We start from the raw sequence: 21,198 nt of genomic DNA on the forward strand, positions 1-21,198 counted from the left end.
CGCTACCTTGGATCTCGTTCTTATCCCCTCCGATCGGAGTCATTGCGTTGATCTTCTGAGGTAACCGCTGTGTGGCCCGCATTCGCGCGCCGCGTTTTTCGCGTTTACTTCCTCAGGAGTCCGCATGTCATCTTCTCTGTCTATTTCCGATCTCACCTTCGCGTGGCCGGACGGCACCCCCGTATTCGACGGTCTCGACGCCCTGCTCGGACCCGGCCATATCGGCCTGGTCGGCAGCAATGGCGCGGGCAAATCCACGCTGCTGCGGATGATCACCGGTGAACTGCGCCCCGCGCGCGGTTCGGTGACCGTGCCGGGGCGGCTCGGCTACCTGCGTCAGGACCTCGGCTTGGCCGTGGGGCAGCGGGTGGACGAGGTACTCGGCATCGCCGAGATCCGGAAAGCCTTGCACCGCATCGAATCCGGCGGAGGCATCGATGCCGACTTCGATATCGTGGGCACCGCCTGGGATATCGAAGAGCGGGCGGTCGCACTGCTCGGCCGACTCGGATTGCACTATGTCGCAGGGGATATCGCGCACCTGGACCGCCGCCTGGACACCTTGTCCGGAGGCGAGACGGTGCTGCTCGGCCTGGTGGCCGAACTCCTGCGCGAGCCCGACGTCCTGCTGCTGGACGAGCCGACCAACAATCTCGATCAGGTGGCGCGCGAGCGCCTCTACGAGGTCGTCGGCCAGTTCTCCGGCACCGTGCTCACGGTCAGCCACGATCGCGGCCTGCTCGACCTCGTCGACACCGTCGCCGAGCTGCGACAGGGCGAAATCCGTTTGTTCGGCGGCAATTTCGCCGACTACGAGCGGATTATCGAGGCCGAGCAGGAGGCCGCCCGTGCCACCATTCGCGATGCCCGCAGCGATGTCCGCAAACAGGCGCGCGAACTGGTCGAGGCCCGGGTCAAGCTCGACCGCCGGGAGCGCTATGGCCAGAAGATGTGGGACACCAAGCGGGAACCCAAGATCGTCATGGGCGAACGCAAACGGCAAGCCCAGGTCTCGGCGGGCAAGCTGCGCAATAACCACATCGGCAAGCTCGAGGAGGCGAAAGATCAACTGACACAGGCTCAGGAGCTCCTGCGCGATGACCGGGAAATCCGGGTCGACCTGCCCGATACCCGGCTCTACCCGGGCCAGGACGTGATCGACCTGGAGAACGTGACATTGGCGTGCGGTCCGACGGTGACCTTGAAGATCACCGGCCCGGAACGCATCGCGCTGACCGGCCGCAATGGTGCGGGCAAAACGACTCTCCTGCACCGCATCTGCGCGGAATCACCGAAGGTCCCGTTCCGCATGCTCCCGCAGCGCCTGGACATCTTCGACGAGTCCAAGTCGGTATTCGAGAATGTCGCGGCCACCGCGCCGCACGCCTCGGCCGAGCAGATCCGAGCGCAACTGGCCCGCTTCCTCTTTCGAGGCAGCGATGCCGACCTCCTCGCCGGAGCCCTCTCCGGCGGAGAACGCCTCCGGGCGGCCCTGGCCATGCTCCTGCTGGCCGATCCCGCTCCGAAGCTGCTGCTGCTCGACGAGCCGACCAATAACCTGGATCTCCCCAGCCTCGATCACCTCACCGAGGCCCTGGCGAGCTTCCAAGGCGCGCTGATCGTGGTCAGCCACGACCCGCGTTTCCTCGCCGATATCGGCGTGACCCGCCGAGTCGAACTCTCGGCCGACGGGCTCACCGACAGCCCGGCCGAATAGGAGGGAGTTCGCATGTCATCCACCGTCCTCTCCATCACCGACCTCTACTTCATCTGGCCGGACGGCACCCCCGTCTTCGAGGGTGTCTCCGGCCTGCTCGGCCCCGGCCACATCGGCCTCGTCGGCAGTAATGGTGCGGGAAAATCCACCCTGCTCCGCCTGATCGCCGGTGAACTACATCCCGCGCGCGGTTCGGTGACCATGTCCGGCAGCCTTGGCTACCTCCGTCAGGATCTCGGCCTGGCCGCCGGACTGCGCGTGGACGAAGTGCTCGGCATCGCCGACATCCGAAAGGCACTGCACCGCATAGAAACCGGCACCGCTACTCCCGCCGACTTCGAAGCCGTCGGCACCGGCTGGGACATCGAGGAACGAGCGCTCGCCCTACTCGGCAGGCTCGGATTGCACTATGTCGCAGGGGATATCGCACAGCTCGACCGCCGCCTGGATACCCTGTCCGGCGGGGAAACAGTCCTGCTCGGCCTCGTAGCCGAACTGCTGCGCGAGCCCGACGTGCTGCTGCTGGACGAACCGACCAATAATCTCGACACCATGGCGCGGCACCGCCTCTACGAGGTGGTCGGGCAGTTCCCGGGCACCGTGATCACGGTCAGCCACGACCGGGAACTCCTCGACCTCGTCGATGGCGTCGCCGAGCTCCGCGAGGGCGAAATCCGTTTGTTCGGAGGCAATTTCACCGAGTACGAGCGGATCATCGAGGCGGAGCAGCACGCCGCCCGTTCGGCCGTCCGCGATGCCCGCAATGACATGCGCAAGCAGTCCCGGGAACTCGTGGAGGCCCACATCAAGATCGACCGCCGCCGTCGTTACGGCCAAGCCATGCAGGACAGCGGCAGCATCCCCAGGGTCGCGGCGGGCAGGCTCAAACGCAAAGCCCAGGTCTCGGCGGGGAAGATGCGCACCCTTCACATCGGCAAGGTCGACGAGGCCAAAGACCAACTCACCCAGGCCGAGGAGAAGCTGCGCGACGACCGCGAAATCCGCGTGCGCCTGCCCGAAACCCGGCTCTACCCGGGCCAGGACGTCATAGATCTGGAAGATATCCCACTGGCATGCGGTCCGACCGTAACCTTGAGCATCAACGGCCCGGAACGCATCGCCCTCACCGGCCGCAATGGTGCGGGCAAAACCACTCTCCTGCACCGCATCTGCGCGGAACCGCCGAAGGTGCCGTGGCGCATGCTCCCGCAACGCCTGGACATCTTCGACGACTCCAAGTCGGTGTTCGAGAACCTGGCCATCGAGGCCCCGCACGCCTCCGGAGAACAGATTCGAGCCCAGTTGGCGCGCTTCCTGTTCCGCGGCACCGCCGCCGACGTCCTCGCCGGAGCCCTCTCCGGCGGCGAACGACTCCGGGCGGCCCTCGCCATGCTCTTCCTCACCGACCCCGCCCCGAAACTCCTCCTCCTCGACGAGCCCACCAACAACCTGGATCTCCCGAGCCTGCGACACCTCACCGAGGCCCTCGCGGACTTCCAGGGCGCACTCATCGTGGTCAGCCACGACCCGCGCTTCGTGGATGAGATAGGCGTGACCCGCCGCCTGGAGCTGACTCCAGACGGGCTGGTCGGTTCGCTGCGGGGGTGAGTCGAAACGGACGCGATTCCGTATCGGAGCAATCCGGACGCAATGCCGCCTCGCGGTGTCGGGGCAGGCGGGTAAGGTTCAAGCCTCCGGACCGCTCCCGACGGGCGAGATTCGGCGTCCCGGTCTCGAAATGAATCCAGGACTAAAGTGGGTGGTCTGGGTGGTTGAACGGTCCGATGAGGTGCCCCGAATCGAGGCCGGGATAGGTGGTGGAATGACACAGCATCTGGAGAAGGCGAACGCCGAGCAATCGGATGACGGCGCGCCTGCGACTCCTCCTGCTTCGGCGCAGCCCGCTCCCGCGCCTCGTAATGCTCCCGCCGCCGTGCCCACTTCCGCGTCCCGTCGCGTGCGTGCCCGGCTGGCGCGCCGGATGACCGGGCAGCGGGGGATCGCCGCCGTCAAGCCGGTCCTGGAGCCGCTCGCCACCGTGCATCGCGAGCTGTACCCGAAGGCGAATCTCGCCCTGCTGCAACGGGCTTTCGATGTGGCCGATGAGAAGCACTCGCATCAGTTCCGCAAGTCCGGGGATCCGTACATCACGCATCCGCTGGCGGTCGCGAACATTCTGGCCGAGCTCGGCATGGATACCACCACGCTGGTCGCGGCCTTGCTGCACGACACCGTGGAGGACACCGGGTACTCCCTCGAGGAGCTGACCAACGACTTCGGGTCCGAGGTCGCGCACCTGGTGGATGGCGTCACCAAGCTGGACAAGGTCAATCTGGGCGCTGCCGCCGAGGCCGAGACCATTCGCAAGATGATCATCGCCATGGCGCGGGACCCGCGCGTGCTGGTGATCAAGGTCGCGGACCGGCTGCACAATATGCGCACCATGCGGTTCCTGCCGCCGGAGAAGCAGGCCAAGAAGGCGCGCGAAACCCTCGAGGTGATCGCCCCGCTGGCGCACCGCCTGGGTATGGCCACGGTCAAATGGGAGCTGGAGGACCTCGCGTTCGCGATCCTGCACCCCAAGAAGTACGACGAGATCGTGCGCCTGGTGGCCGATCGTGCGCCATCACGTGACACCTATCTGGCGAAGGTGCGCGCGGAGATCGTCAATACCCTAGCCGCGAGCCGCATCAATGCCATCGTGGAAGGCCGTCCCAAGCACTACTGGTCGATCTACCAGAAGATGATCGTCAAGGGTAAAGACTTCGACGACATCCATGACCTGGTCGGCATCCGCATCCTCTGCGATGAGGTGCGGGACTGCTATGCCGCTGTGGGCGTGGTGCATTCGCTGTGGCAGCCCATGGCCGGGCGGTTCAAGGACTACATCGCGCAGCCGCGCTATGGCGTCTACCAGTCGCTGCACACCACCGTGGTCGGCCCGGACGGCAAACCCCTGGAAGTGCAGATCCGCACCCAGGACATGCACCGCACCGCCGAGTTCGGCATTGCCGCGCACTGGCGGTACAAGGAGACCAAGGGCAAGCACTCCAATGATTCGACCGAGGTCGATGACATGGCGTGGATGCGGCAGCTCCTGGACTGGCAGCGGGAAGCCGCGGACCCGGCCGAGTTCCTGGAGTCGCTGCGCTTCGACCTGAAGTCGCCGGAGATCTTCGTGTTCACCCCCAAGGGGGATGTGATCACGCTGCCGCAGAAGTCCACTCCGGTGGACTTCGCGTACGCCGTGCACACCGAGGTCGGGCATCGCTGCATCGGCGCGCGCGTCAATGGTCGGTTGGTCGCCCTCGAACGGCAGCTGGAGAACGGTGAGGTCGTCGAGATCTTCACCTCGAAGGCGCAGAACGCCGGTCCGAGCCGGGACTGGGCCAACTTCGTGGTGTCCCCGCGTGCCAAGGCCAAGATCCGGCAGTGGTTCGCCAAGGAACGCCGCGAAGAGGCTCTGGAAGCGGGCAAGGACGCGATCTCCAAGGAGGTCCGTCGCTCGGGTCTGCCCTTGCAGCGCCTGATGAGCGTGGACGCCATGAGCTCGCTCGCGCACGAGCTGCACTACACCGATATCTCGGCGCTGTATGCCGCGGTCGGTGAGAACCAGGTGTCGGCGCATCACGTGGTGCAACGGCTCATGGCTCAGCTCGGCGGGGTCAGCGATGTCGAGAACGAGCTGGCCGAACGGTCAACGCCGTCCACGGTTCCGTCACGCCAGCGCACCACCGGCGATGCGGGCGTGGAGATTCCGGGTGCGCCCGGCACGGTCGCCAAGCTGGCCAAGTGCTGCACCCCGGTGCCCGGCGACGAGATCATGGGCTTCGTGACTCGCGGTGGCGCGATCAGCGTGCACCGGACCGACTGCACGAACGCGGATTCGCTGCGGGCCGAGCCGGAACGCATTATCGAGGTGAAGTGGGCTCCGTCGCCGTCCTCGGTATTCCTGGTCGCCATCCAGATCGAGGCCCTCGACCGCACTCGCCTGCTGTCCGATGTCACCAAGGTGCTGGCCGATGAGAAGGTCAATATCCTGTCGGCGGCCGTCACCACTTCCGGTGACCGCGTTGCCATTTCGAAGTTCACCTTCGAGATGGGCGACCCCAAGCACCTCGGCCACCTGCTGAATGTGGTCCGCAATGTGGAAGGCGTCTACGACGTGTACCGGGTGACCTCGGCCGCCTGACCTGTACGAACCGGGTAGTCCCATCGACCGCCGAGGCGCTTGCGAGTGCCTCGGCGGTTTTCTTTGCGCCAATATGCAACCGATGGTTGCGCGACCGTGACTGGTCGGCTAGCGTGATACGCAACCAAACGTTGCACATGGAGGAAGCATGACAAGCCTGGAGTACGGCAGCATCGAACGGGAGATCCATGTCGACGCGTCGCCCGAGGTGGTCTTCGACGTCGTGAGCAGCCCCGAGCACATTTCGGAGTGGTGGACCGATGACGCCTCGTACGAGGTGAAGCCCGGCGCGGTCGGGGAGCTCGTCTGGGGCGATCGGGTGAATGTCGTTCCGATGCAGGTGGTGACCGCCGAGCCGTATCGACTGTTCTCGTTCCGCTGGTGCTACCCCGATGACAAGGTCGACGACTCGGTCAACTCGATGCTGGTCACCTTCGAGCTCACCCCGAACGGCACGGGCACCACGATTCGGATGGTCGAAACGGGTTTTCGCGAGATGGGCTGGGAGGCGGCGAAACTGGAGGAGACATACCTCGACCACTCCAATGGCTGGGATACCTTCATCCCGCGTCTCGGGGATTACGTGGCACGGCTGGTGTCGACCCCATGAGCACCGCCGTCGACGACGACCTGTGGTCCGCCATCGGCGATCCCACCCGTCGGCGCATGGTCGACCTGCTCCTGGCCGCCGGTGACGGCACCGCCACCAGTCTCAGTGAGCAGCTCCCCGTCACCCGCCAAGCCATCGCGAAACACCTCGGTGTCCTGGACCGAGTGGGCCTGGTGCACGCCACACCCGCCGGGCGCGAGCGCCGGTACCGGGTGGACGAGGCCCAACTTGCCCGCGCGGTAGCGCAACTGGCCTCGGTGGGGCAGGCGTGGGACGCCCGGCTTCGACGCATCAAGTCTCTCGCCGAAGCGATCCAGCGCGCGAAGAACGAGCGCGCCACACCGTAGTGAATGTCCCAATGTAATCCGAAAAATCAACGCTGGAAAGAAGATTCGAAATGGTAGACATCCTGCACCAGGTCGGAATCAAGTCGACCGTGGCCGACGTATACACGGCCCTCACCACCATCGAAGGCCTCTCCGGCTGGTGGGCGACCAACACCGAAGGCAAGGGCAATGACATCGGCGGCGTGGTCAACTTCCACTTCGGCCCCGGCGACATCGACACCAAGGTCGTAGAACTCGACCCCGCCAAGCGTGTGGTCTGGGAGGTGGTCGGCGGCCCCGAGGAATGGATCGGCACCCACATCATCTTCGACCTGAAGCAGTCCGACGAGTTCGCCAATGTCCTGTTCAAACACGAGGGCTGGAAGGAGCCGGTCGAATTCATGCACCACTGCAGCACCAAGTGGGCAGTCTTCCTCCTGAGCCTCAAGTCCCTGGTAGAAACCGGCAAGGGCGCCCCCGATCCCCACGATGTCAAGATCGACAGCTGGAACTGACCCATGACGCCACCTCCGCCGAGAGCCCCGCTACCGGTGGAGGTTTCGTCATGCCTAACTGATCTGCCGCATCAACCCCACCGCATCAAAACTCGGCCAGAACTCCGCAACCTTCCCATCAGCCACCCTGATGAAGTTCATAACCCCGATACTGACTTCCCGTCCAGTAGCCGCCACCCCATTGAACTCTCCCGTATGAGTCCCAGTCCAAGTCCACCGACTGGCCACCAAATCCCCATCCGCAACCTGCGCCTCGAGCCTGTGCTCATACCCCTCGAACGCCCCCATGAACGCCCCCACCCCCTCCCGATACCCCGCCAAATCCACATCCCCCACCCCCATCATGTGCGCCACGAACCCAGGCGCAAACAACTCCCCCTCAATCTCCCCCCACTGCGTCTTCCCCGCAGCAATGGCATCCATCTGCGCATGAAACGCCACCGCCACAGCTCCCAGTCCAACCATCTCAATACCTCCGATTTCCGCATACCCGCGCCTAAACCGTACGTGCAATTCACTTGCGGCACTTACTATCCCGCCCCCGCCCCGGCGTGCCGCCCCCTGGCGAGTCGAGACGGGAGGTCGAAATCCCATCGCCGACACCGCCTTGAAGGTCGTACGGTCACGGAATGCCTGACGCGATCTTCGCTCACCATCGCCTCGCACCCCTCTACGACGCCTTTGACGGCCCGCGCGACGACTTGACGCCTTATCTCGCTCTGGCTGATGATCTGGACGCTCGCAGCATTGTCGATATTGGTTGTGGTACAGGTGCTCTGGCGATTCTGCTTGCTGAATCCGGGCGCGGCGTCGTAGCTGTGGACCCGGCATCAGCATCGCTCGAGGTGGCGAAGTCGAAGGCTGGAGCGCACCGAATCACGTGGTTGCACGGGGACGCGACGACTCTTCCGCCTGCCGCTGCCGACCTGGCCCTGATGACCGGGAACGTAGCCCAAGTCTTTCTGACCGATGAGGCCTGGTCCCAGACTCTCCACTCCATCCACTCCGCACTTCGCCCCGAAGGCCACCTCGTCTTCGAGACCAGGCGGCCGGACCGCCGGGCCTGGGAGGACTGGGCTGCGGCCGCTCCCATCACCATCGACATCCCGGGAATCGGCAGGGTTGAAGAGCGGCTCGAGCTCATTGCCGTCGAACTCCCTTACGTGTCCTTCCGTCACACCTACACTTTCCGGTCCGACGGGACCGCCATAACCTCGGACTCAACGCTCCGCTTCCGCCCTCGCGGCGAACTCGAATCCACGTTGGCTGCTCATGGATTCACCGTGCGGGACGTCCGGCAGGCACCGGATCGTCCGGAGCGTGAGTTCGTTTTCATTGCGAAGCGTGGAAACTGAGGGCTGTGGTCAGCCATTGGAAGGCGGGGATGGTGGGTTCTTGGGGTGGGCGGCCGTTGGCTTGGTTGAGTAGTTGCCAGTAGCGCTCGATTTTGGGGTTGGTGACTGTTTCCAGCCAGGCGAGTAGGGAGATCGATTCATTCTCGGACAGGTTTGGGGGGAGGATTCGGGCGAGGATGGGGCGGGCTTGGTCGGAGTCTGGGGGGATGTTGGCGGTCAGGGCTTGGCCTGCGTGTTCGAGGACCAGGGGGCGGATGGTTAGGCCGAATTCGATTCGGTTGTCGGATCCGCTGTGGATGGCCATGCGGCGGAGAGCCCGTTCGAAGGACTCGTCGGCGACCAGTTCGGCTAGGACCATCCAGGCGTCGACCTGCTCTACCGGGGGCTCATCCGCTAGGGCTGTGGGCATTTCGCGCATGAAGGAGGCGATGATGAGGGCGTCCTCGTTTTCTACTCCGGCGAAGACTCGGTCGATGAAATCGTTGATGATCTGTTGGCGCTCTCGCACCGACATTCGGGCCAGTTTGTGCATGAATGTCATCTCCTCTGAGGTACTTCCGCGTTTGGCGACCGTGCTCAGGACGGCACGGTTCAGTCGTAGGGTTCGGATTTGCGCGTCGAGGGCGTGCACGTGGGTTTCGGCTACTTCCGCCAGGGTGGATTGGCGGTCGAGGACGCGTTGCACGGACGGGAGGTCCAGGCCGAGTTGGCGGAGGGTGTGGACCAGTTCGAGGCGTTCGATCGCGGCCACGTCGTAGAGGCGGTAGCCGTTCGCGGATCGGGTCGTCGGTGGGATGACTCCGGCGTCGGACCAGAAGCGGATGGTGCGCGCCGGTAGTCCGGTTCGGCGGGCCAGCTGTCCGATCGTGTAGCGCTCGGTGTCGTCGTGCATGGCATCAAAGCTGCACCTTCCACCCACTGTCAGGTCAAGCCGATTTGGCGATCGACAGGTTGGACCTGGTTAAGGGGGCTGGGGGTGCGGGCGGATAGGGTGGTCTGCCCCCATCACCGAGGAGAGTAATGACGACGTTCGAGAATGTGGCTGTCACCAAGAAGGCCAATGTGTACTTCGACGGCAAGTGCGTGAGCCACAACATTGTGTTGGCTGATGGCACGAGCAAGTCCGTCGGGGTCATTCTCCCGGCGTCGCTCACGTTCACTACGGGCGCGCCCGAGATCATGGAGCTGCTGGAGGGGGAGTGCAAGGTGACCCTCGCCGGTGAGACCGAGGCCGTGACGTACCGGGGTGGGGAGTCGTTCAACGTTCCCGGCAATAGCTCGTTCCAGATCGAGGTTGTGGAGCCGGTGCACTACGTGTGCCACTTCGGCTGATCTGCCGATGCCAACGTCCGAGCGGGGCGGCACCGAATCGGTGCCGCCCCGCTTTTGCGTTTCGGGTCAGCTCGCCAGTGCCGTGCGGGAGGCGGAGGTGATTGCCGCGGTGACGGTTTCGGGCGCTTCGAGCATCACCAGGTGCCCGCAGTCGGGAAGGCGGATCGCCTCGACGGGGGAGAGGGACTTGTCGAGGCGGGCGCCTGCCCGGGCGGAGAGGATGCGGTTCTTCTCGCCCCAGATGGTGGTGATGGGCGGGAATGCCGGGCCGGGGTGGAAGTGGTCGAGGACGTTCAGGTTGGGGAGGTCGCGGGCGATGGCGGCCGGGGGGAGGAGGCGGCGGGGTTCGGCCCAGCGGTGGCGGAGGGTGGTGAAGGCGGTGTGGGTCATGTCCCGGCCTCGGGGGCCCAGCTGCTCGCGGACCACCCAGCCCGCGGCGGGGAGGGGGAGGCGGATGGCATTGGCGGGGGTGTCGAGGGGGATGCGGGAGGCAGCTCGGGCGAGCCAACCGGTCGGTGTGGGGCGCAGCGTGGCGGCCGTGAGCGGGCTGCACAACACCAGGGCGCGCACATTCTGCGGAGACCGGCGGGCATACATCAAGGAGAGCGCACTGCCGAAGCAGTTGCCCACCAAGGTGACGTCGCTCAAATCGTGGGCGGCGATGAACTCCGACAGCATGTCGACGTAGTTGTCGATGGTGTACCCGGTGGCGGGAGTATCGGATTCGCCGTAGCCGAAGAGATCGAGGGCGTAGACGCTGTGCGTGGTCTTCAGTGCCTCGAACTGATTCGCCCAGATGCGGCGCTCACCACCGATATTGTGCAGGAAGACGATCGGGCTTCCCGACCCGGCGTGATCGTATGCGACGGACACGCCATGGAAATCGAACACCTGCATCGGGCGCTCTCCTCATTGAGTAGCGGTGCTGTACTGCGTATTCGGCCTGGAGGGCCGTCAGCACCGACATACCCCTCGCGTGGTCGTGCCAACCATGCTAGCTGGTACCGCGAGTAACACAAGGATGGGTTCAAAGCGCCCGATCGCTGGTCAGAGAGCCGTCTCGGAGTTCACCTCCCCGGTACGTAACCAACTTTGCAATTCGGTCATGCCTCGGTCACGATCGATGATCGGGTGGTAATCGAAATCGCGAGTGGCGGCGGCGGTATCGTACGTACCGGTCCGGGTCATTACCGCGACCGAGTAGCGCGAGAGCGGCGGCGTCCAGCGCGCCGCGATATACGGTGTGCGCCTGAGGAATTCGATCCCGTCGACCAGCAGGTTGACCAGCCGCGGATCCAGTTTGCGGCGGGGCGGTTGGTATCCCATCTCGGTAATGACCTGGCCGAGGAAGCGCCACACGTTCGTCTGCTCGGCATCGGCGATGAAATAGGCGTTGCCGCCGACCTTCTCACCGGCAGCGGCCTTGACGCAGGCCTCCACAATATTGTCGACATGGCATAGCGACGCGTACACCTCCTTCCCGAAGGACAGATCCGGCAGCGTGCCCGCCGCGGCGCGATCCAGTAGCCGCACGATCGGACCGGACCGATCACCCGCACCCCAGATCGCCCGCGGCCGCAGCGCGCAGGTGGTGAAACCCGGTGCGTCGGCCTTGAGGACCAGGCGTTCGGCGGCGGCCTTGGTCTCGCAGTAATAGTTGAGATAGTGCTCCGGATAGGGCACCGACTCGTCGATCTCGACCTGATCCCCGCCATCCCGGTCCATGAGCGCGCTCGGGCTGGAAATGAACACGAACCGCCGCGCACCCCCGTCCTGGGCCGCGGCCAGCAGTCGCGCGGTGGCGGCGACATTCTCCGCCCAGAACTGTTCCCGCGTCCCGCGCTCGTCCACCCGCGCGGCGCTGTGGAATACGATATCCACGCCCTCGACCGCGCGCTCGAGCGATCGCGCATCACCGAGATCGCCGGTGACCACCCGAACCAGATCGATCACCGGCTCGAGATCGCGCAGATTGCTGGTGGCCCGCACCAGAATCGACACCTCATGCTCGCCGTCGCGCACGAGCCGCCGCGTCAGCGCGCCCCCGAGGAACCCCGAGGCCCCCGTCACCAATGCCTTCACTGGACCTCCCGCAGTCCGCTGTCATTGTGGTTCCGCCACCGGCTCGCGAACTCGTCCGCCGCCATGCCGAGGAAGGCGGGAATCAGCCCGGAGCGCGTGTAGGCCCAGCCGAATAGTGGAATGAATTGCTGCACAAGGCTCTTCATGACATCCCCTAGTCGTCGAGCTGGCGTGCCGCCCAGACCGTCAGCTTCTCGCGGCCGATCTTGGCGTTGTGGCGGATATCGACCGGGAATTTCGGGTGGAACAGGAAGGCGGTCACCGGCTCGGCGATCTCGAACTCGCTGCGCCGCACCGTCAGTCGCTCCTCGACCGCCTTCTTGTCGGCCCCGGCCTCGAGCTCGACGCACAGCACGGGCTTCTGCGCCCCACGCTCACCGACCCCGACCAGCGCGGTCCGCGCCACGCCCGGCACCACATTGAACACCTGCTCCACCTGCACGGTGAACATCGGCCCGTCCGCGGTCTCCAGGCGCTGAGTCTTGCGCCCGCAGAACCGAATTCGATCCTCCTCGTCGATCCAGGCCAGATCCCCGGTGCGGTGCCAGACCGTCTCGCCGTCGACGATCTTCCCGGACCGATTGGCGGATTCGGGCCAGAAGTACCGGGTGCTGACATTCGGCCCGGCCACCACCAGCTCACCGATCCCGCGTGAGGCCGCCAGCCCGGCCAGCCGCGCCTCGGCATCCGCCCACGTGGGCAGGTCGTCATCGGTGATGGCGATAATGCGCGCCCGCACATCCAGCGCGGGCTTGCCCACGCACACACCCTTCCCGTCATGCGCCTGTTCGACGAGATCGCCCAGTAGTTCCCGTGATTCGATGGTCGCCATGGGCAGCGCCTCGGTGGCCCCGTATCCGGAGTACACCCGCGCGTCCTCGGCTAGCACATCCCGCAGCGCGGCAATGCACCAGTCCGGCACCGGCGCGCCACCGGAGTAGATGCTCTCCAGCGTCGCCAGTTTGTCCCCATGTTTCTCGATATGCGCGAGCAGCGGAATCAGCACCGCGGGCGAGGCGAACATGGTCTTCACCCCGAACCGTTCGACCGCGTCCACCACATGCGCCGGATCGGTCGCGCCCACCTTGGAGGGGATCAATGGTGGTAGCACACAACGTGATCCGAGCAGCAGCTCGAGAATTCCGGCCACCGGCGCGGTAATGAGCGAGGTCCCCGGCGCGACGTGATCGCGCGCCGCATCCACCTGATCGATCATGGCGCTGAGATTGCCGTGCGTGAGCACCACCGCCTTGGCGGGCCCGGTACTGCCCGTGGTGTAGGCGATGAGCAATGGATCGCTGTCCGGTGCGGGCTCCCGATCCGGCAGTGCGGCAGTGGGTTTGCGCCCCCAGCTCTCCAATGTCGGCCCGCGCCAGAAGCAATGCCCCACCGTCACAGCGACTTTCACCTTGCGGAAGTAGGCGCGGAACACGATCCGCACCGCCTGCGCCTCGGGCACGCCGATGAACGCCTCGGCGTCGGCGGCCTGCAGGCAGCGCAGCATCTTGAACAACCCCATGCCGGGATCGATCACCACGGGTACGGATCCGATCTTGAAGAGCCCGTACAACACCGCGTACAGCTCCGGCCCCGGCCGCACCAGCACGATGGTGCGCGTTCCGGGTGCGATTCCGGCGGCGGTGGCCTGCTCCGCGATGGCGTCGGACCAGTCGTCCAGCTCGGCGTAGGTGAGCTGGGTGTACTGCGGCAATCCCGCCGCGGTCTTGCCGTCCGGATGGATCACCGCCTCCCGTTCGGGATGGGCGGCGACGATATCGCGGAACCGGTCGAGCGCGCGCCAGTAGGTTGCGGTGGTCACTACATCACCTCGATGAATTTCGTGCGCAGGGGAATTCGAATGGAGATCGGATTCGCGAGCGCGGGAATTGTGAATACGGAATACGGCACACGTCCCCCTGAGAATTGGCGTGCAATGCCATGGGCGGTACCGGTGAGGGTACCGCAAGCCCTGTGCCCCCGCTAGCGAGAGAAGTCGTAAATGCATTGCCAGGCAACCTGTTTGGTGTGTCTTGCGGTACCGACACGAGTTCTTCCGGACCCCCTATCGCACCCCTATCCCACAACCCCTTACGTGTTGGTGAATACCGCTGACCACCTGCTGTTTCAGATCGTGGGCGCGCGGAAAGACCCTGTTACCACAGTGATTTGTGATGCCTGTGTGACTCCGAGTTACCCGTCGGTACCGGTACCATCCGATTCAGCATCGGGGCTACTGGATAACGACGGCGAAGACCTCGGAAAGCATTCGAATCGCGTTCGCCGCACCAGAATTCGAACAGCCGTGAAAACAGACCAGAGAGTAGGGGGCCATGCGTACACGCTTCGAATCGATCGGTGCCTACACACCCAGCACCATCCGCTCCACGGAAGATGTGATCGCCAGCCTGTCGGTGCCCAGGGGATTGGACCTGGAACGCATCACCGGAATCAAGAATCGGCATGTCTACGATTCCGATCCGGACCATTACGAATCCTCGTTCGCGCTCGCCATGGAGGCGATCGGGGACTGCCTCGCGCACTCCGATTACACCGCGGACGAGATCGACGTGGTGATCAATGTGTCGATCACCCGCTTCCGCGGCCCCGGACACCACTGCTACGCACCATCTTTCGCACTCATGCTGCGCAATGAGATCGGGGCCTTCAACGCGCTGCACTTCGATCTCTCCAATGCCTGCGCGGGCATGATCACCGGTGTGCTGCTGCTGGATCGCATGATCAAGAGCGGTGTGGTGCGCAATGGCCTGGTGGTCAGCGGCGAGCAGATCACGCCCATTGCCGAGACCGCGGTCCGCGAGATCAGCCAGCCCTATGACCCGCAGTTCGCGGCGCTCACCGTCGGGGACGCGGCCGTCGCGGTCCTGGTCGACAATCGCGGTGACGACCATGACGAGATCCACTACATCGAGCTCATGACCACCTCCGCCGGCGCGGAGCACTGCATCGGCATGCCGAGTGAGAAAACCACCGGCATCGCCATGTATACCGATAATCGCGCGCTGGCCAGCGAATCCCGCTATCAGCAGGGCATCAGCCGCATTGCCGACTACTTCTCCGCGACCGGACGCGCCTGGGAGAGTGAGAAATTCGATTACTGGATTCACCACCAGTTCAGCGGCCCCGCGATCGACTACATCGCCAGCCTGACCGAGCGGCATTTCGAGACCCCGATGCCGCAGCTGCTCGACGTCTACGCCGAGTACGGCAATACCGCCTCCACCTCGCACTTCCTGGTATTGCACGAACACCTGGCCAAGCAGGCGATTCCGAAGGGCTCCAAGGTGCTGCTGGTGCCCGAGGCATCCGGCGTCGTCTCCGGGCATCTCGCCGCGACCATTTCCCGACTGGAGGCCTGACATGAATACAGCATCGCGTAGCGATTCGATGAGGGGTGGTGGCCGGGTGACGGGTGGGCGTACCGCAATCGTTTCCGCCGCCGTATGCACCGACACCGACACCGCGAGCTATTTCGAACTGGCCACCCGCGCCGGGCGCAAATGCCTGGAACAGGCGGGGGTATCGCCGGATCAGATCGGCCTGGTGATCAATGCCGGGGTGTTCCGGGACAACAATATTGCCGAGCCCGCGGTGGCCGCGCTGCTGCAGAAGCGTCTGGAGATCGGGCTGGAGTATCAGACCGGTCGGGTGCCCGCGTTCTCGTTCGACCTGTTGAACGGCGCGACGGGCGTGGTTCATGCGCTCATGGCGGCCCAGAGTTTCACCTCCCTGGGCGATCTGGAGTACGCCCTGGTGCTCGCGGGCGACACCCACCCCTCCCTGCGACGTGATGTCGAGGATTTCCCGTACTCCGCCACCGGTGCGGCGCTCCTGGTGAGCGCCTCCGCGGCGGCCGGGGGATTCGGCCGCCTCTACACCAGTGCGGCCCGGGACACGGTGACCGCCGACGCGTGGGCCGATCTGGAGGCGGCCGGGCTCGAGGGCCGGTCCGCGGTCACGGTGCGCACCGGACACGGCGATCCACTCGCGGCGAGCGAGGCCGTGGTGCGGGCCTGCCTGGCGGGCGAGCACCTCGACAGTCGTGATTTCGCCATCGGTGACGCCATTGTGCTGGCTCCCGCGCCGGTGCCCGGATTCCGGGAGCGGTTGGCCTATCGGCTGGGTGTGCCGTCGACCGCGATCGCCGGAGTCGACCCGGCCGTGGGCGACCCCTACACGGCGGCACCGGTGCACGCGTACGTCGGCGCGGGTGAGCTCGGGCTGCTCGAGAATGCCCGGACCGTGATCTTCCTGGCGGCCGACGACAGCTCCGCGGCCTGCCTGGCCTACCGCCCGTACCCGCTTTCGGCCACGAGTTCCACTAGGGATGGACAGTTCAAATATAGTGATGTGTAACGGATTTCATCCGGTGGTCCGCCGTGAACGGCCGCTCGAGCGTTCCGGCGGCCACCGGAAACCGTTGTGCCCCGGCTGAAACCGGCCGCCCTCCGGCGGCCACCGCTGCAATGATGCCGCGCCAGCACACCAAGCTCGCCGTGCCATCCCCTCCAGTCGGGTGCGTCCGAAAAGAGGAAGGGACTGGGTTATGCAGCGGCCGGTCGCGCGGAGAAGAGATCAGGACGAGACGCTCGGGGAGCTGCTCGATGATGCGGAGGGGACTCGGCTGCGGACCGCGCGGGCGGTGGCGGTGCTGGGCGTCGCCGCGACCGCGGATCTGGCGGCGGAGTTGGTCGGCGCGGAATCCCTCGAAACCCAGCGGGTGCTCACCGAACTCACGGCCGCGGGGGTCGTGGAGGGGGAGCGGTGCGCGCATCCGGCGATCGCCGCCCGTCTATTGCGCGACCTGCCCGACAGTGAGACGCGGGCACTGCACGACCGTGCGGCGGCCCTGCTGCACCGTGCGGGGCTGCCCGCCGCGGTCGTGGCGCGGCATCTGGTGCAAGCGGGGGAGGCGCGCGGCTCCTGGGCGGCGCGGGTGCTGATCGTCGCCGCCGACGAATCACTGGGCGAGGACGAACTCGAGCGCACCGCAAGGTATTTGGAGTCCGCCTACCACGCCAGCCGCCGGGCCGATGAGCGCGCGGCCATCGCGGTGCGCCTGGTCACGGTGGAATGGCGGATCAATCCGTCCAGTCGCACCCGGAACTTCGGCCGTCTCAAGGCCGCCCTGCGCACCGGCCGGGTGCCCTATCCGGAACTACCCGCGACCGTGCTGCACATGCTGTGGCACGGTTACACCCTGCACGCCGACCATGCGTTGAATCGCCTGGATCGTGGACCCGGCGACGCCGAGGTCACCGATGCGCGCCTCGACTTCCTGTGCGCCTGGCTGCGATACACGCATCCCACGCAGGTGAGGGGGCATCGGCAGTTGTTCACCGGCCGCCCGCGCCTGGCGGGATACGCTCCGGCGGACCGGGAATGCCCGCACCGGCAGGCCAGCGATCTGCTCATCGCCATGTGGACCCAACATCCTCCTGCGGAGATCGCCGCGGCCGCCCAGCGCATTCTGGCAGGTCACCGCCTGACGCTGGATACGGTCGAGGTGCTGGTGACCGCCGTCGACTGTCTCATCCATACCGACCGGCTGACGACCGCCGACGCCTGGTGCGCCGCCCTGCACGCGGAGGCCGAGGCGCGCTGCGCCCCCACCTGGCAGTCCATCTTCGTCGCGGCCCGGGCGGAAACGCTGCTGCGCAAGGGGAATCTGGCCGCCGCGGCCGAGCATGCCGTGCTCGCCCTCAATCTCGTGCCCGCCGAACACCTCGGCGTGTGGGCGGGCCGCCCGATCGCCGTCCTGGTGCGCGCCCTCACCGCGCAGGGCAAACACACCGAGGCCGCCGCGCACTTGCAGAGACCGGTCCCGCGCGCCATGTTCGAATCCCGCTTCGCCCTGGCCTATCTGAGCGCCTTCGGCGAGCACTGCCTGGCCACCGGCAATCCCGAGGAGGCCATCCGCCACTTCCGCCGCTGCGGCACCCTCATGCAGGAGTGGAATATGGACTTCGCCTGGCTGACGCCGTGGCGCAATGACCTGGCCGCGGCCTATCTCGAGCTCGGACAGCAGTGGCAGGTGCAAACATTCGCGACCGCCCACCTGGACCTCATCGGTGGAGCCGATCGGCATCGCAGCGGGGGAGCCGCCCTGCGACTGCTCGCCGCGACCAGTGACGCGCACCGCCGGGTGGCGCTGCTGCGCCGCGCGGTCGCCATTGCCCGCGCCGGAGCCGACGAACTCGAATTGGCAATGGCCCTCCATGATCTGGGCGATGCGTACCGGGCGATCGGTGATGTCGAGAAGGCCCGCTCTCTTCTCCGCGACGCCGCCAGAGCGGCCGCCACCTGCGGTGCGGAGCCGCTGCAGGATCGAGGGGGCGATATCCGATCTCTCTCCGCCCCGCTCGCCCGGACGCCGCAGCCGTCCACCGGCCTCGATGCCCTGAGTCAAGCCGAACGCCGAGTGGCCGAACTCGCCGCCCACGGCCGTCGCAATCGCGATATCGCCGCCGAACTGGCCATCACCACCAGCACCGTGGAACAGCACCTCACCAGGGTGTATCGCAAACTTTCGGTCGCGCGTCGCAGCGAGTTGCGCTTCGCGCTGGTCGAAGTGGAGGGAACAACGGCCGACACCGCCGTCGGATAGCAGCTGTTCGAAAGGGGTTGAGATGCACGCGAATGTGGTAGACGAGCCGCTGGAGGGAGCGGCGTACGAAGCGGAACCGCTACTGCCCGAGGACGATCCGTTCTATCTGTCGCCCCGGTCGCTGAGTCGGGTGAAGCCCGGCACGATCCTGCGCACACGGCCGGTCGAACTGGCATTGCTCGGCTGGATACCGCAGCGAATCTCGGCCTGGCAGTTGCTGTTCCGCAGCACGGATCTGAACGGGAAGCCGGAGGCGACCGTCACCACCGTCCTGCTCCCTTGGGGCGCGGATCCCGCGGAACCCCGGCCCCTCGTCTCCTACCAGTGCGCGATCGATGCGGTTGCCTCGACCTGCCTGCCGTCCTACGCGTTTCGTCGCGGCGCCCACGCGCTGGGCGCGATCCCGCAATTCGAGTTATTGCTCATCGCCCATGCCCTGACGCGCGGCTGGGCGGTATCGGTGCCCGATCATGTCGGTACCGCGGGCCATTTCGGCGCACCCCGCGAGCCCGGCTTCCGCACCCTGGACGGCCTGCGCGCCACCCTCTCGTTCCTCGATCGTCCGGCGGATTCCCGTGTGGCGCTGTGGGGATACTCCGGCGGCGGCCTGGCCACCGTCTGGGCGGCCGAAACCGCCGCGTCCTACGCTCCCGAACTGAACATCATCGCCGCCGCGATAGGTTCCCCCGTGGGCGATCTGGAATCCACCTTCTTCCGCCTCAACGGTTCCCTCTTCGGCGGCCTGTCCACCCTGTGCCTGGCGGGCCTGCGCCGCGCCTACCCCGATCTGGATCGCAGCCTGCGCGAGCACCTCGACCCCGCATCCCTGTCGCTGCTCCATCGCGCCGAAACCACCGGCACCATCCAAATCCTCCTGCGCAGCAGAGGAACCCGCATGGACGACCACGAGGGCGGCGCACTCGCCACCCTGCGCACCCTCCCGCACGTGCGCACCGTCCTGTCCGACCTGCAACCCGGCGACCATCCACCCGACTTCCCGGTACTGACCGTGCAAGCGGTGCACGACTTGATCATTCCCTGCGGCAATGTCGACCGCCTGGTCGATCGCTACCGAGCCGAAGGCACCTCCGTCCGCTACCTCCGCGACCTCACCGGCGGCCACATCTCCTTGGGCCTGCTCGCGGCCCCGCTCCTGGGGAACTGGCTCGCAGACCGTTTCGCCGATCGCCCCCTCCCGCGCGGCACCACCCAAACCGTCCTGTCCCTGGCCTTGTCGCGTGCCGCCGTCCGCGGCTACCTGAACCTGGCGAGTGTCCTGGTCCGCGCCCTCGCAGGCGGCTCGTTTTGATCTTCGGTCATGACGGGGCGTGACTGGGCGGGATGGCGTTGTACAGGAATCGGCCGGGGCCTGGGGGCCTCGGCCGATTCTGTTGTGCTGCTTGGTTTTAGCGGGGGGCCATGCGGATTGCGCCGTCGAGGCGGATGGTTTCGCCGTTCAGCATGGGGTTTTCGACGATGTGGCGGACCAGGGCGGCGTATTCGGCGGGGTCGCCGAGGCGGGCGGGGTGGGGGACCTGGGCACCGAGGGCGGCGATGGCCGAGTCGGGGAGGGTCGCGAACAACGGGGTGTGGAACAGGCCGGGGGCGATGGTCATTACGCGGATTTTGAGGGGGGCCAGGTCGCGGGCGACGGGGAGGGTCAGGCCGACTATGCCGCCCTTGGAGGCGGAGTAGGCGGCTTGGCCGATTTGGCCGTCGTAGGCCGCGACGGAGGCGGTGTTGACGATTACGCCGCGTTCGCCGTCGGCTTCCTCGGCGGCGGAGATGCGCTCGGCGGCCAGGCGGATGACGTTGAACGTTCCGATCAGGTTAACGTTGATGATCTTGGTGAAGCTGGCCAGTGGGAAGGCGCCCTGCTTGCCGACGGTCTTGATGGCGTTGCCAATGCCCGCGCAGTTCACCGCGATTCGCAGCGTGCCGAGGGCGCTCGCGGCGTCGAGGGCGGCCGTGACATCTTCCTCGCTGGTGACATCGCCGGGGGCGAAGACGGCGCGCTCGCCGAGTTCTTCGGCGATCGCCTTGCCCTCGGACGAGGGAAGATCGAGGATAACGACCTTCGCGCCGGCCGAGTGCAGTTCCCGCACAGTGGCCAGACCGAGACCCGAAGCGCCGCCGGTAACGACCGCGACAGTGTCTGCTGTTTTCACAAAACCTCCATAAAGCATTGGTCTTGTTAATGTAGATTCTGGTGCGGCCGTGCGGAAGACCACCCCCCGGCGTGGTGTGCACACCCCGCTCGACGGGCTGCTATGCGTACGCGCGCGCGGATTCTCAGGCACGCCTTCCGGCGCGTCGAGTCGTTGGAATCCTGCTCATGCGAGAGAATTTTCGATCGGGACCGTCTTGACTGCGGCGCACCCGGCGGCGCGGTGTTGACGGGCTCCTGTTTCGACAACCGACCACAACACCGTCCGTCACGACCG

At 66.0% G+C, this 21,198-nt stretch carries 19 protein-coding genes; 12 read left to right on the forward strand and 7 right to left on the reverse strand.

Annotation, left to right across the window (positions count from 1 at the left end; all coding sequences use genetic code 11):
- Window positions 1–124 precede the first annotated feature (124 nt).
- The 6 genes from AB0N05_RS09925 (at window position 125) to AB0N05_RS09950 (ending at window position 7,360) form a co-directional block, all read left to right on the forward strand.
- A complete protein-coding gene (locus tag AB0N05_RS09925) occupies window positions 125–1,717 on the forward strand; it encodes an ATP-binding cassette domain-containing protein (protein WP_364690171.1) in 1,593 nt (530 codons plus the stop codon).
- A gap of 12 nt (window positions 1,718–1,729) precedes the next feature.
- Window positions 1,730–3,325, forward strand: coding sequence for an ATP-binding cassette domain-containing protein (locus AB0N05_RS09930; protein ID WP_364690174.1), 1,596 nt, complete (start codon window positions 1,730–1,732; stop codon window positions 3,323–3,325).
- A 214-nt stretch (window positions 3,326–3,539) separates the two neighbouring features.
- A complete protein-coding gene (locus AB0N05_RS09935; protein ID WP_364690177.1) occupies window positions 3,540–5,909 on the forward strand; it encodes a RelA/SpoT family protein in 2,370 nt (789 codons plus the stop codon).
- A gap of 148 nt (window positions 5,910–6,057) precedes the next feature.
- Complete coding sequence (locus tag AB0N05_RS09940) at window positions 6,058–6,519, forward strand: SRPBCC family protein (RefSeq protein ID WP_364690180.1); 462 nt, start codon at window positions 6,058–6,060, stop codon at window positions 6,517–6,519.
- The gene (locus AB0N05_RS09945; protein ID WP_364690184.1) at window positions 6,516–6,866 is read left to right on the forward strand and encodes a metalloregulator ArsR/SmtB family transcription factor; all 351 of its coding nucleotides are present in this window, start codon (window positions 6,516–6,518) and stop codon (window positions 6,864–6,866) included. Before AB0N05_RS09940 ends, AB0N05_RS09945 begins: the two co-directional genes overlap by 4 nt.
- A 50-nt stretch (window positions 6,867–6,916) precedes the next feature.
- Window positions 6,917–7,360 carry an SRPBCC domain-containing protein gene (locus AB0N05_RS09950; RefSeq protein ID WP_364690187.1) on the forward strand — a complete coding sequence of 148 codons (444 nt, stop codon included), beginning with the start codon at window positions 6,917–6,919 and terminating at the stop codon, window positions 7,358–7,360.
- Between the two features lie 54 nt (window positions 7,361–7,414).
- On the opposite strand, the gene AB0N05_RS09955 is transcribed toward AB0N05_RS09950, so the two are convergent.
- On the reverse strand, window positions 7,415–7,825 hold the full coding sequence (locus AB0N05_RS09955) for an ester cyclase (RefSeq protein WP_364690190.1): 411 nt from the start codon (window positions 7,823–7,825) through the stop codon (window positions 7,415–7,417).
- A 164-nt stretch (window positions 7,826–7,989) separates the two neighbouring features.
- Here AB0N05_RS09955 and AB0N05_RS09960 point away from each other — a divergent pair, with 164 nt between their 5' ends.
- Window positions 7,990–8,715 (forward strand): class I SAM-dependent methyltransferase, encoded by a 726-nt coding sequence (locus AB0N05_RS09960; protein ID WP_364690193.1) that lies wholly within the window; start codon window positions 7,990–7,992, stop codon window positions 8,713–8,715.
- On the opposite strand, the gene AB0N05_RS09965 is transcribed toward AB0N05_RS09960, so the two are convergent.
- The gene (locus AB0N05_RS09965) at window positions 8,693–9,607 is read right to left on the reverse strand and encodes a MerR family transcriptional regulator (RefSeq protein WP_364690196.1); all 915 of its coding nucleotides are present in this window, start codon (window positions 9,605–9,607) and stop codon (window positions 8,693–8,695) included. The genes AB0N05_RS09960 and AB0N05_RS09965 overlap by 23 nt on opposite strands.
- Before the next feature lie 128 nt (window positions 9,608–9,735).
- Here AB0N05_RS09965 and AB0N05_RS09970 point away from each other — a divergent pair, with 128 nt between their 5' ends.
- Window positions 9,736–10,047, forward strand: coding sequence for a pyrimidine/purine nucleoside phosphorylase (locus AB0N05_RS09970; protein WP_364690199.1), 312 nt, complete (start codon window positions 9,736–9,738; stop codon window positions 10,045–10,047).
- 66 nt (window positions 10,048–10,113) lie between these two features.
- On the opposite strand, the gene AB0N05_RS09975 is transcribed toward AB0N05_RS09970, so the two are convergent.
- The 4 genes from AB0N05_RS09975 to AB0N05_RS09990 all read right to left on the reverse strand — a co-directional run bounded on the left by AB0N05_RS09975 (window position 10,114) and on the right by AB0N05_RS09990 (window position 13,948).
- Entirely contained in the window at window positions 10,114–10,944 is an 831-nt protein-coding gene (locus AB0N05_RS09975; protein WP_364690202.1) for an alpha/beta hydrolase, read from the reverse strand.
- 150 nt (window positions 10,945–11,094) lie between these two features.
- Window positions 11,095–12,129 (reverse strand): NAD-dependent epimerase/dehydratase family protein, encoded by a 1,035-nt coding sequence (locus AB0N05_RS09980; protein ID WP_364690205.1) that lies wholly within the window; start codon window positions 12,127–12,129, stop codon window positions 11,095–11,097.
- The gene (locus AB0N05_RS09985) at window positions 12,126–12,275 is read right to left on the reverse strand and encodes a hypothetical protein (protein ID WP_364690208.1); all 150 of its coding nucleotides are present in this window, start codon (window positions 12,273–12,275) and stop codon (window positions 12,126–12,128) included. The genes AB0N05_RS09980 and AB0N05_RS09985 overlap by 4 nt, the downstream gene beginning before the upstream one ends.
- Window positions 12,276–12,283: 8 nt before the next feature.
- Window positions 12,284–13,948 carry a fatty acid CoA ligase family protein gene (locus AB0N05_RS09990; RefSeq protein ID WP_364690210.1) on the reverse strand — a complete coding sequence of 555 codons (1,665 nt, stop codon included), beginning with the start codon at window positions 13,946–13,948 and terminating at the stop codon, window positions 12,284–12,286.
- Window positions 13,949–14,459: 511 nt separating this feature from the next.
- On the opposite strand from AB0N05_RS09990, the gene AB0N05_RS09995 reads away from it, so the two are divergent.
- The 4 genes from AB0N05_RS09995 (at window position 14,460) to AB0N05_RS10010 (ending at window position 20,063) form a co-directional block, all read left to right on the forward strand.
- Window positions 14,460–15,506, forward strand: a complete 1,047-nt coding sequence (locus AB0N05_RS09995) for a 3-oxoacyl-[acyl-carrier-protein] synthase III C-terminal domain-containing protein (protein ID WP_364690213.1) — start codon at window positions 14,460–14,462, stop codon at window positions 15,504–15,506.
- A 1-nt stretch (window position 15,507) separates the two neighbouring features.
- Window positions 15,508–16,503 (forward strand): hypothetical protein, encoded by a 996-nt coding sequence (locus AB0N05_RS10000; RefSeq protein ID WP_364690216.1) that lies wholly within the window; start codon window positions 15,508–15,510, stop codon window positions 16,501–16,503.
- Between the two features lie 190 nt (window positions 16,504–16,693).
- Window positions 16,694–18,754, forward strand: coding sequence for a LuxR C-terminal-related transcriptional regulator (locus AB0N05_RS10005; RefSeq protein ID WP_364690219.1), 2,061 nt, complete (start codon window positions 16,694–16,696; stop codon window positions 18,752–18,754).
- Between the two features lie 22 nt (window positions 18,755–18,776).
- Window positions 18,777–20,063 (forward strand): lipase family protein, encoded by a 1,287-nt coding sequence (locus AB0N05_RS10010; protein WP_364690222.1) that lies wholly within the window; start codon window positions 18,777–18,779, stop codon window positions 20,061–20,063.
- A 97-nt stretch (window positions 20,064–20,160) separates the two neighbouring features.
- Here AB0N05_RS10010 and AB0N05_RS10015 read toward each other — a convergent pair whose 3' ends face one another.
- Complete coding sequence (locus AB0N05_RS10015) at window positions 20,161–20,922, reverse strand: 3-hydroxyacyl-CoA dehydrogenase (protein ID WP_364690224.1); 762 nt, start codon at window positions 20,920–20,922, stop codon at window positions 20,161–20,163.
- Window positions 20,923–21,198 lie beyond the last annotated feature (276 nt).

Source organism: Nocardia sp. NPDC051030 (assembly GCF_040683015.1).
Classification (GTDB): Bacteria; Actinomycetota; Actinomycetes; order Mycobacteriales; family Mycobacteriaceae; genus Nocardia.

What these genes read in the sequence shown, in the direction of transcription:
- AB0N05_RS09945 (WP_364690184.1), top strand. Translation starts at nt 6,516, where the DNA reads ATGAGCACCGCCGTCGACGACGACCTGTGGTCCGCCATCGGCGATCCC.
- AB0N05_RS09940 (WP_364690180.1), top strand. Translation starts at nt 6,058, where the DNA reads ATGACAAGCCTGGAGTACGGCAGCATCGAACGGGAGATCCATGTCGAC.
- AB0N05_RS09975 (WP_364690202.1), bottom strand. Translation starts at nt 10,944, where the DNA reads ATGCAGGTGTTCGATTTCCATGGCGTGTCCGTCGCATACGATCACGCC.
- AB0N05_RS09950 (WP_364690187.1), top strand. Translation starts at nt 6,917, where the DNA reads ATGGTAGACATCCTGCACCAGGTCGGAATCAAGTCGACCGTGGCCGAC.
- AB0N05_RS09960 (WP_364690193.1), top strand. Translation starts at nt 7,990, where the DNA reads ATGCCTGACGCGATCTTCGCTCACCATCGCCTCGCACCCCTCTACGAC.
- AB0N05_RS10000 (WP_364690216.1), top strand. Translation starts at nt 15,508, where the DNA reads ATGAATACAGCATCGCGTAGCGATTCGATGAGGGGTGGTGGCCGGGTG.
- AB0N05_RS10005 (WP_364690219.1), top strand. Translation starts at nt 16,694, where the DNA reads ATGCAGCGGCCGGTCGCGCGGAGAAGAGATCAGGACGAGACGCTCGGG.
- AB0N05_RS09925 (WP_364690171.1), top strand. Translation starts at nt 125, where the DNA reads ATGTCATCTTCTCTGTCTATTTCCGATCTCACCTTCGCGTGGCCGGAC.
- AB0N05_RS09955 (WP_364690190.1), bottom strand. Translation starts at nt 7,825, where the DNA reads ATGGTTGGACTGGGAGCTGTGGCGGTGGCGTTTCATGCGCAGATGGAT.
- AB0N05_RS10010 (WP_364690222.1), top strand. Translation starts at nt 18,777, where the DNA reads ATGCACGCGAATGTGGTAGACGAGCCGCTGGAGGGAGCGGCGTACGAA.
- AB0N05_RS09930 (WP_364690174.1), top strand. Translation starts at nt 1,730, where the DNA reads ATGTCATCCACCGTCCTCTCCATCACCGACCTCTACTTCATCTGGCCG.
- AB0N05_RS09935 (WP_364690177.1), top strand. Translation starts at nt 3,540, where the DNA reads ATGACACAGCATCTGGAGAAGGCGAACGCCGAGCAATCGGATGACGGC.
- AB0N05_RS09970 (WP_364690199.1), top strand. Translation starts at nt 9,736, where the DNA reads ATGACGACGTTCGAGAATGTGGCTGTCACCAAGAAGGCCAATGTGTAC.
- AB0N05_RS09985 (WP_364690208.1), bottom strand. Translation starts at nt 12,275, where the DNA reads ATGAAGAGCCTTGTGCAGCAATTCATTCCACTATTCGGCTGGGCCTAC.
- AB0N05_RS09965 (WP_364690196.1), bottom strand. Translation starts at nt 9,607, where the DNA reads ATGCACGACGACACCGAGCGCTACACGATCGGACAGCTGGCCCGCCGA.
- AB0N05_RS09995 (WP_364690213.1), top strand. Translation starts at nt 14,460, where the DNA reads ATGCGTACACGCTTCGAATCGATCGGTGCCTACACACCCAGCACCATC.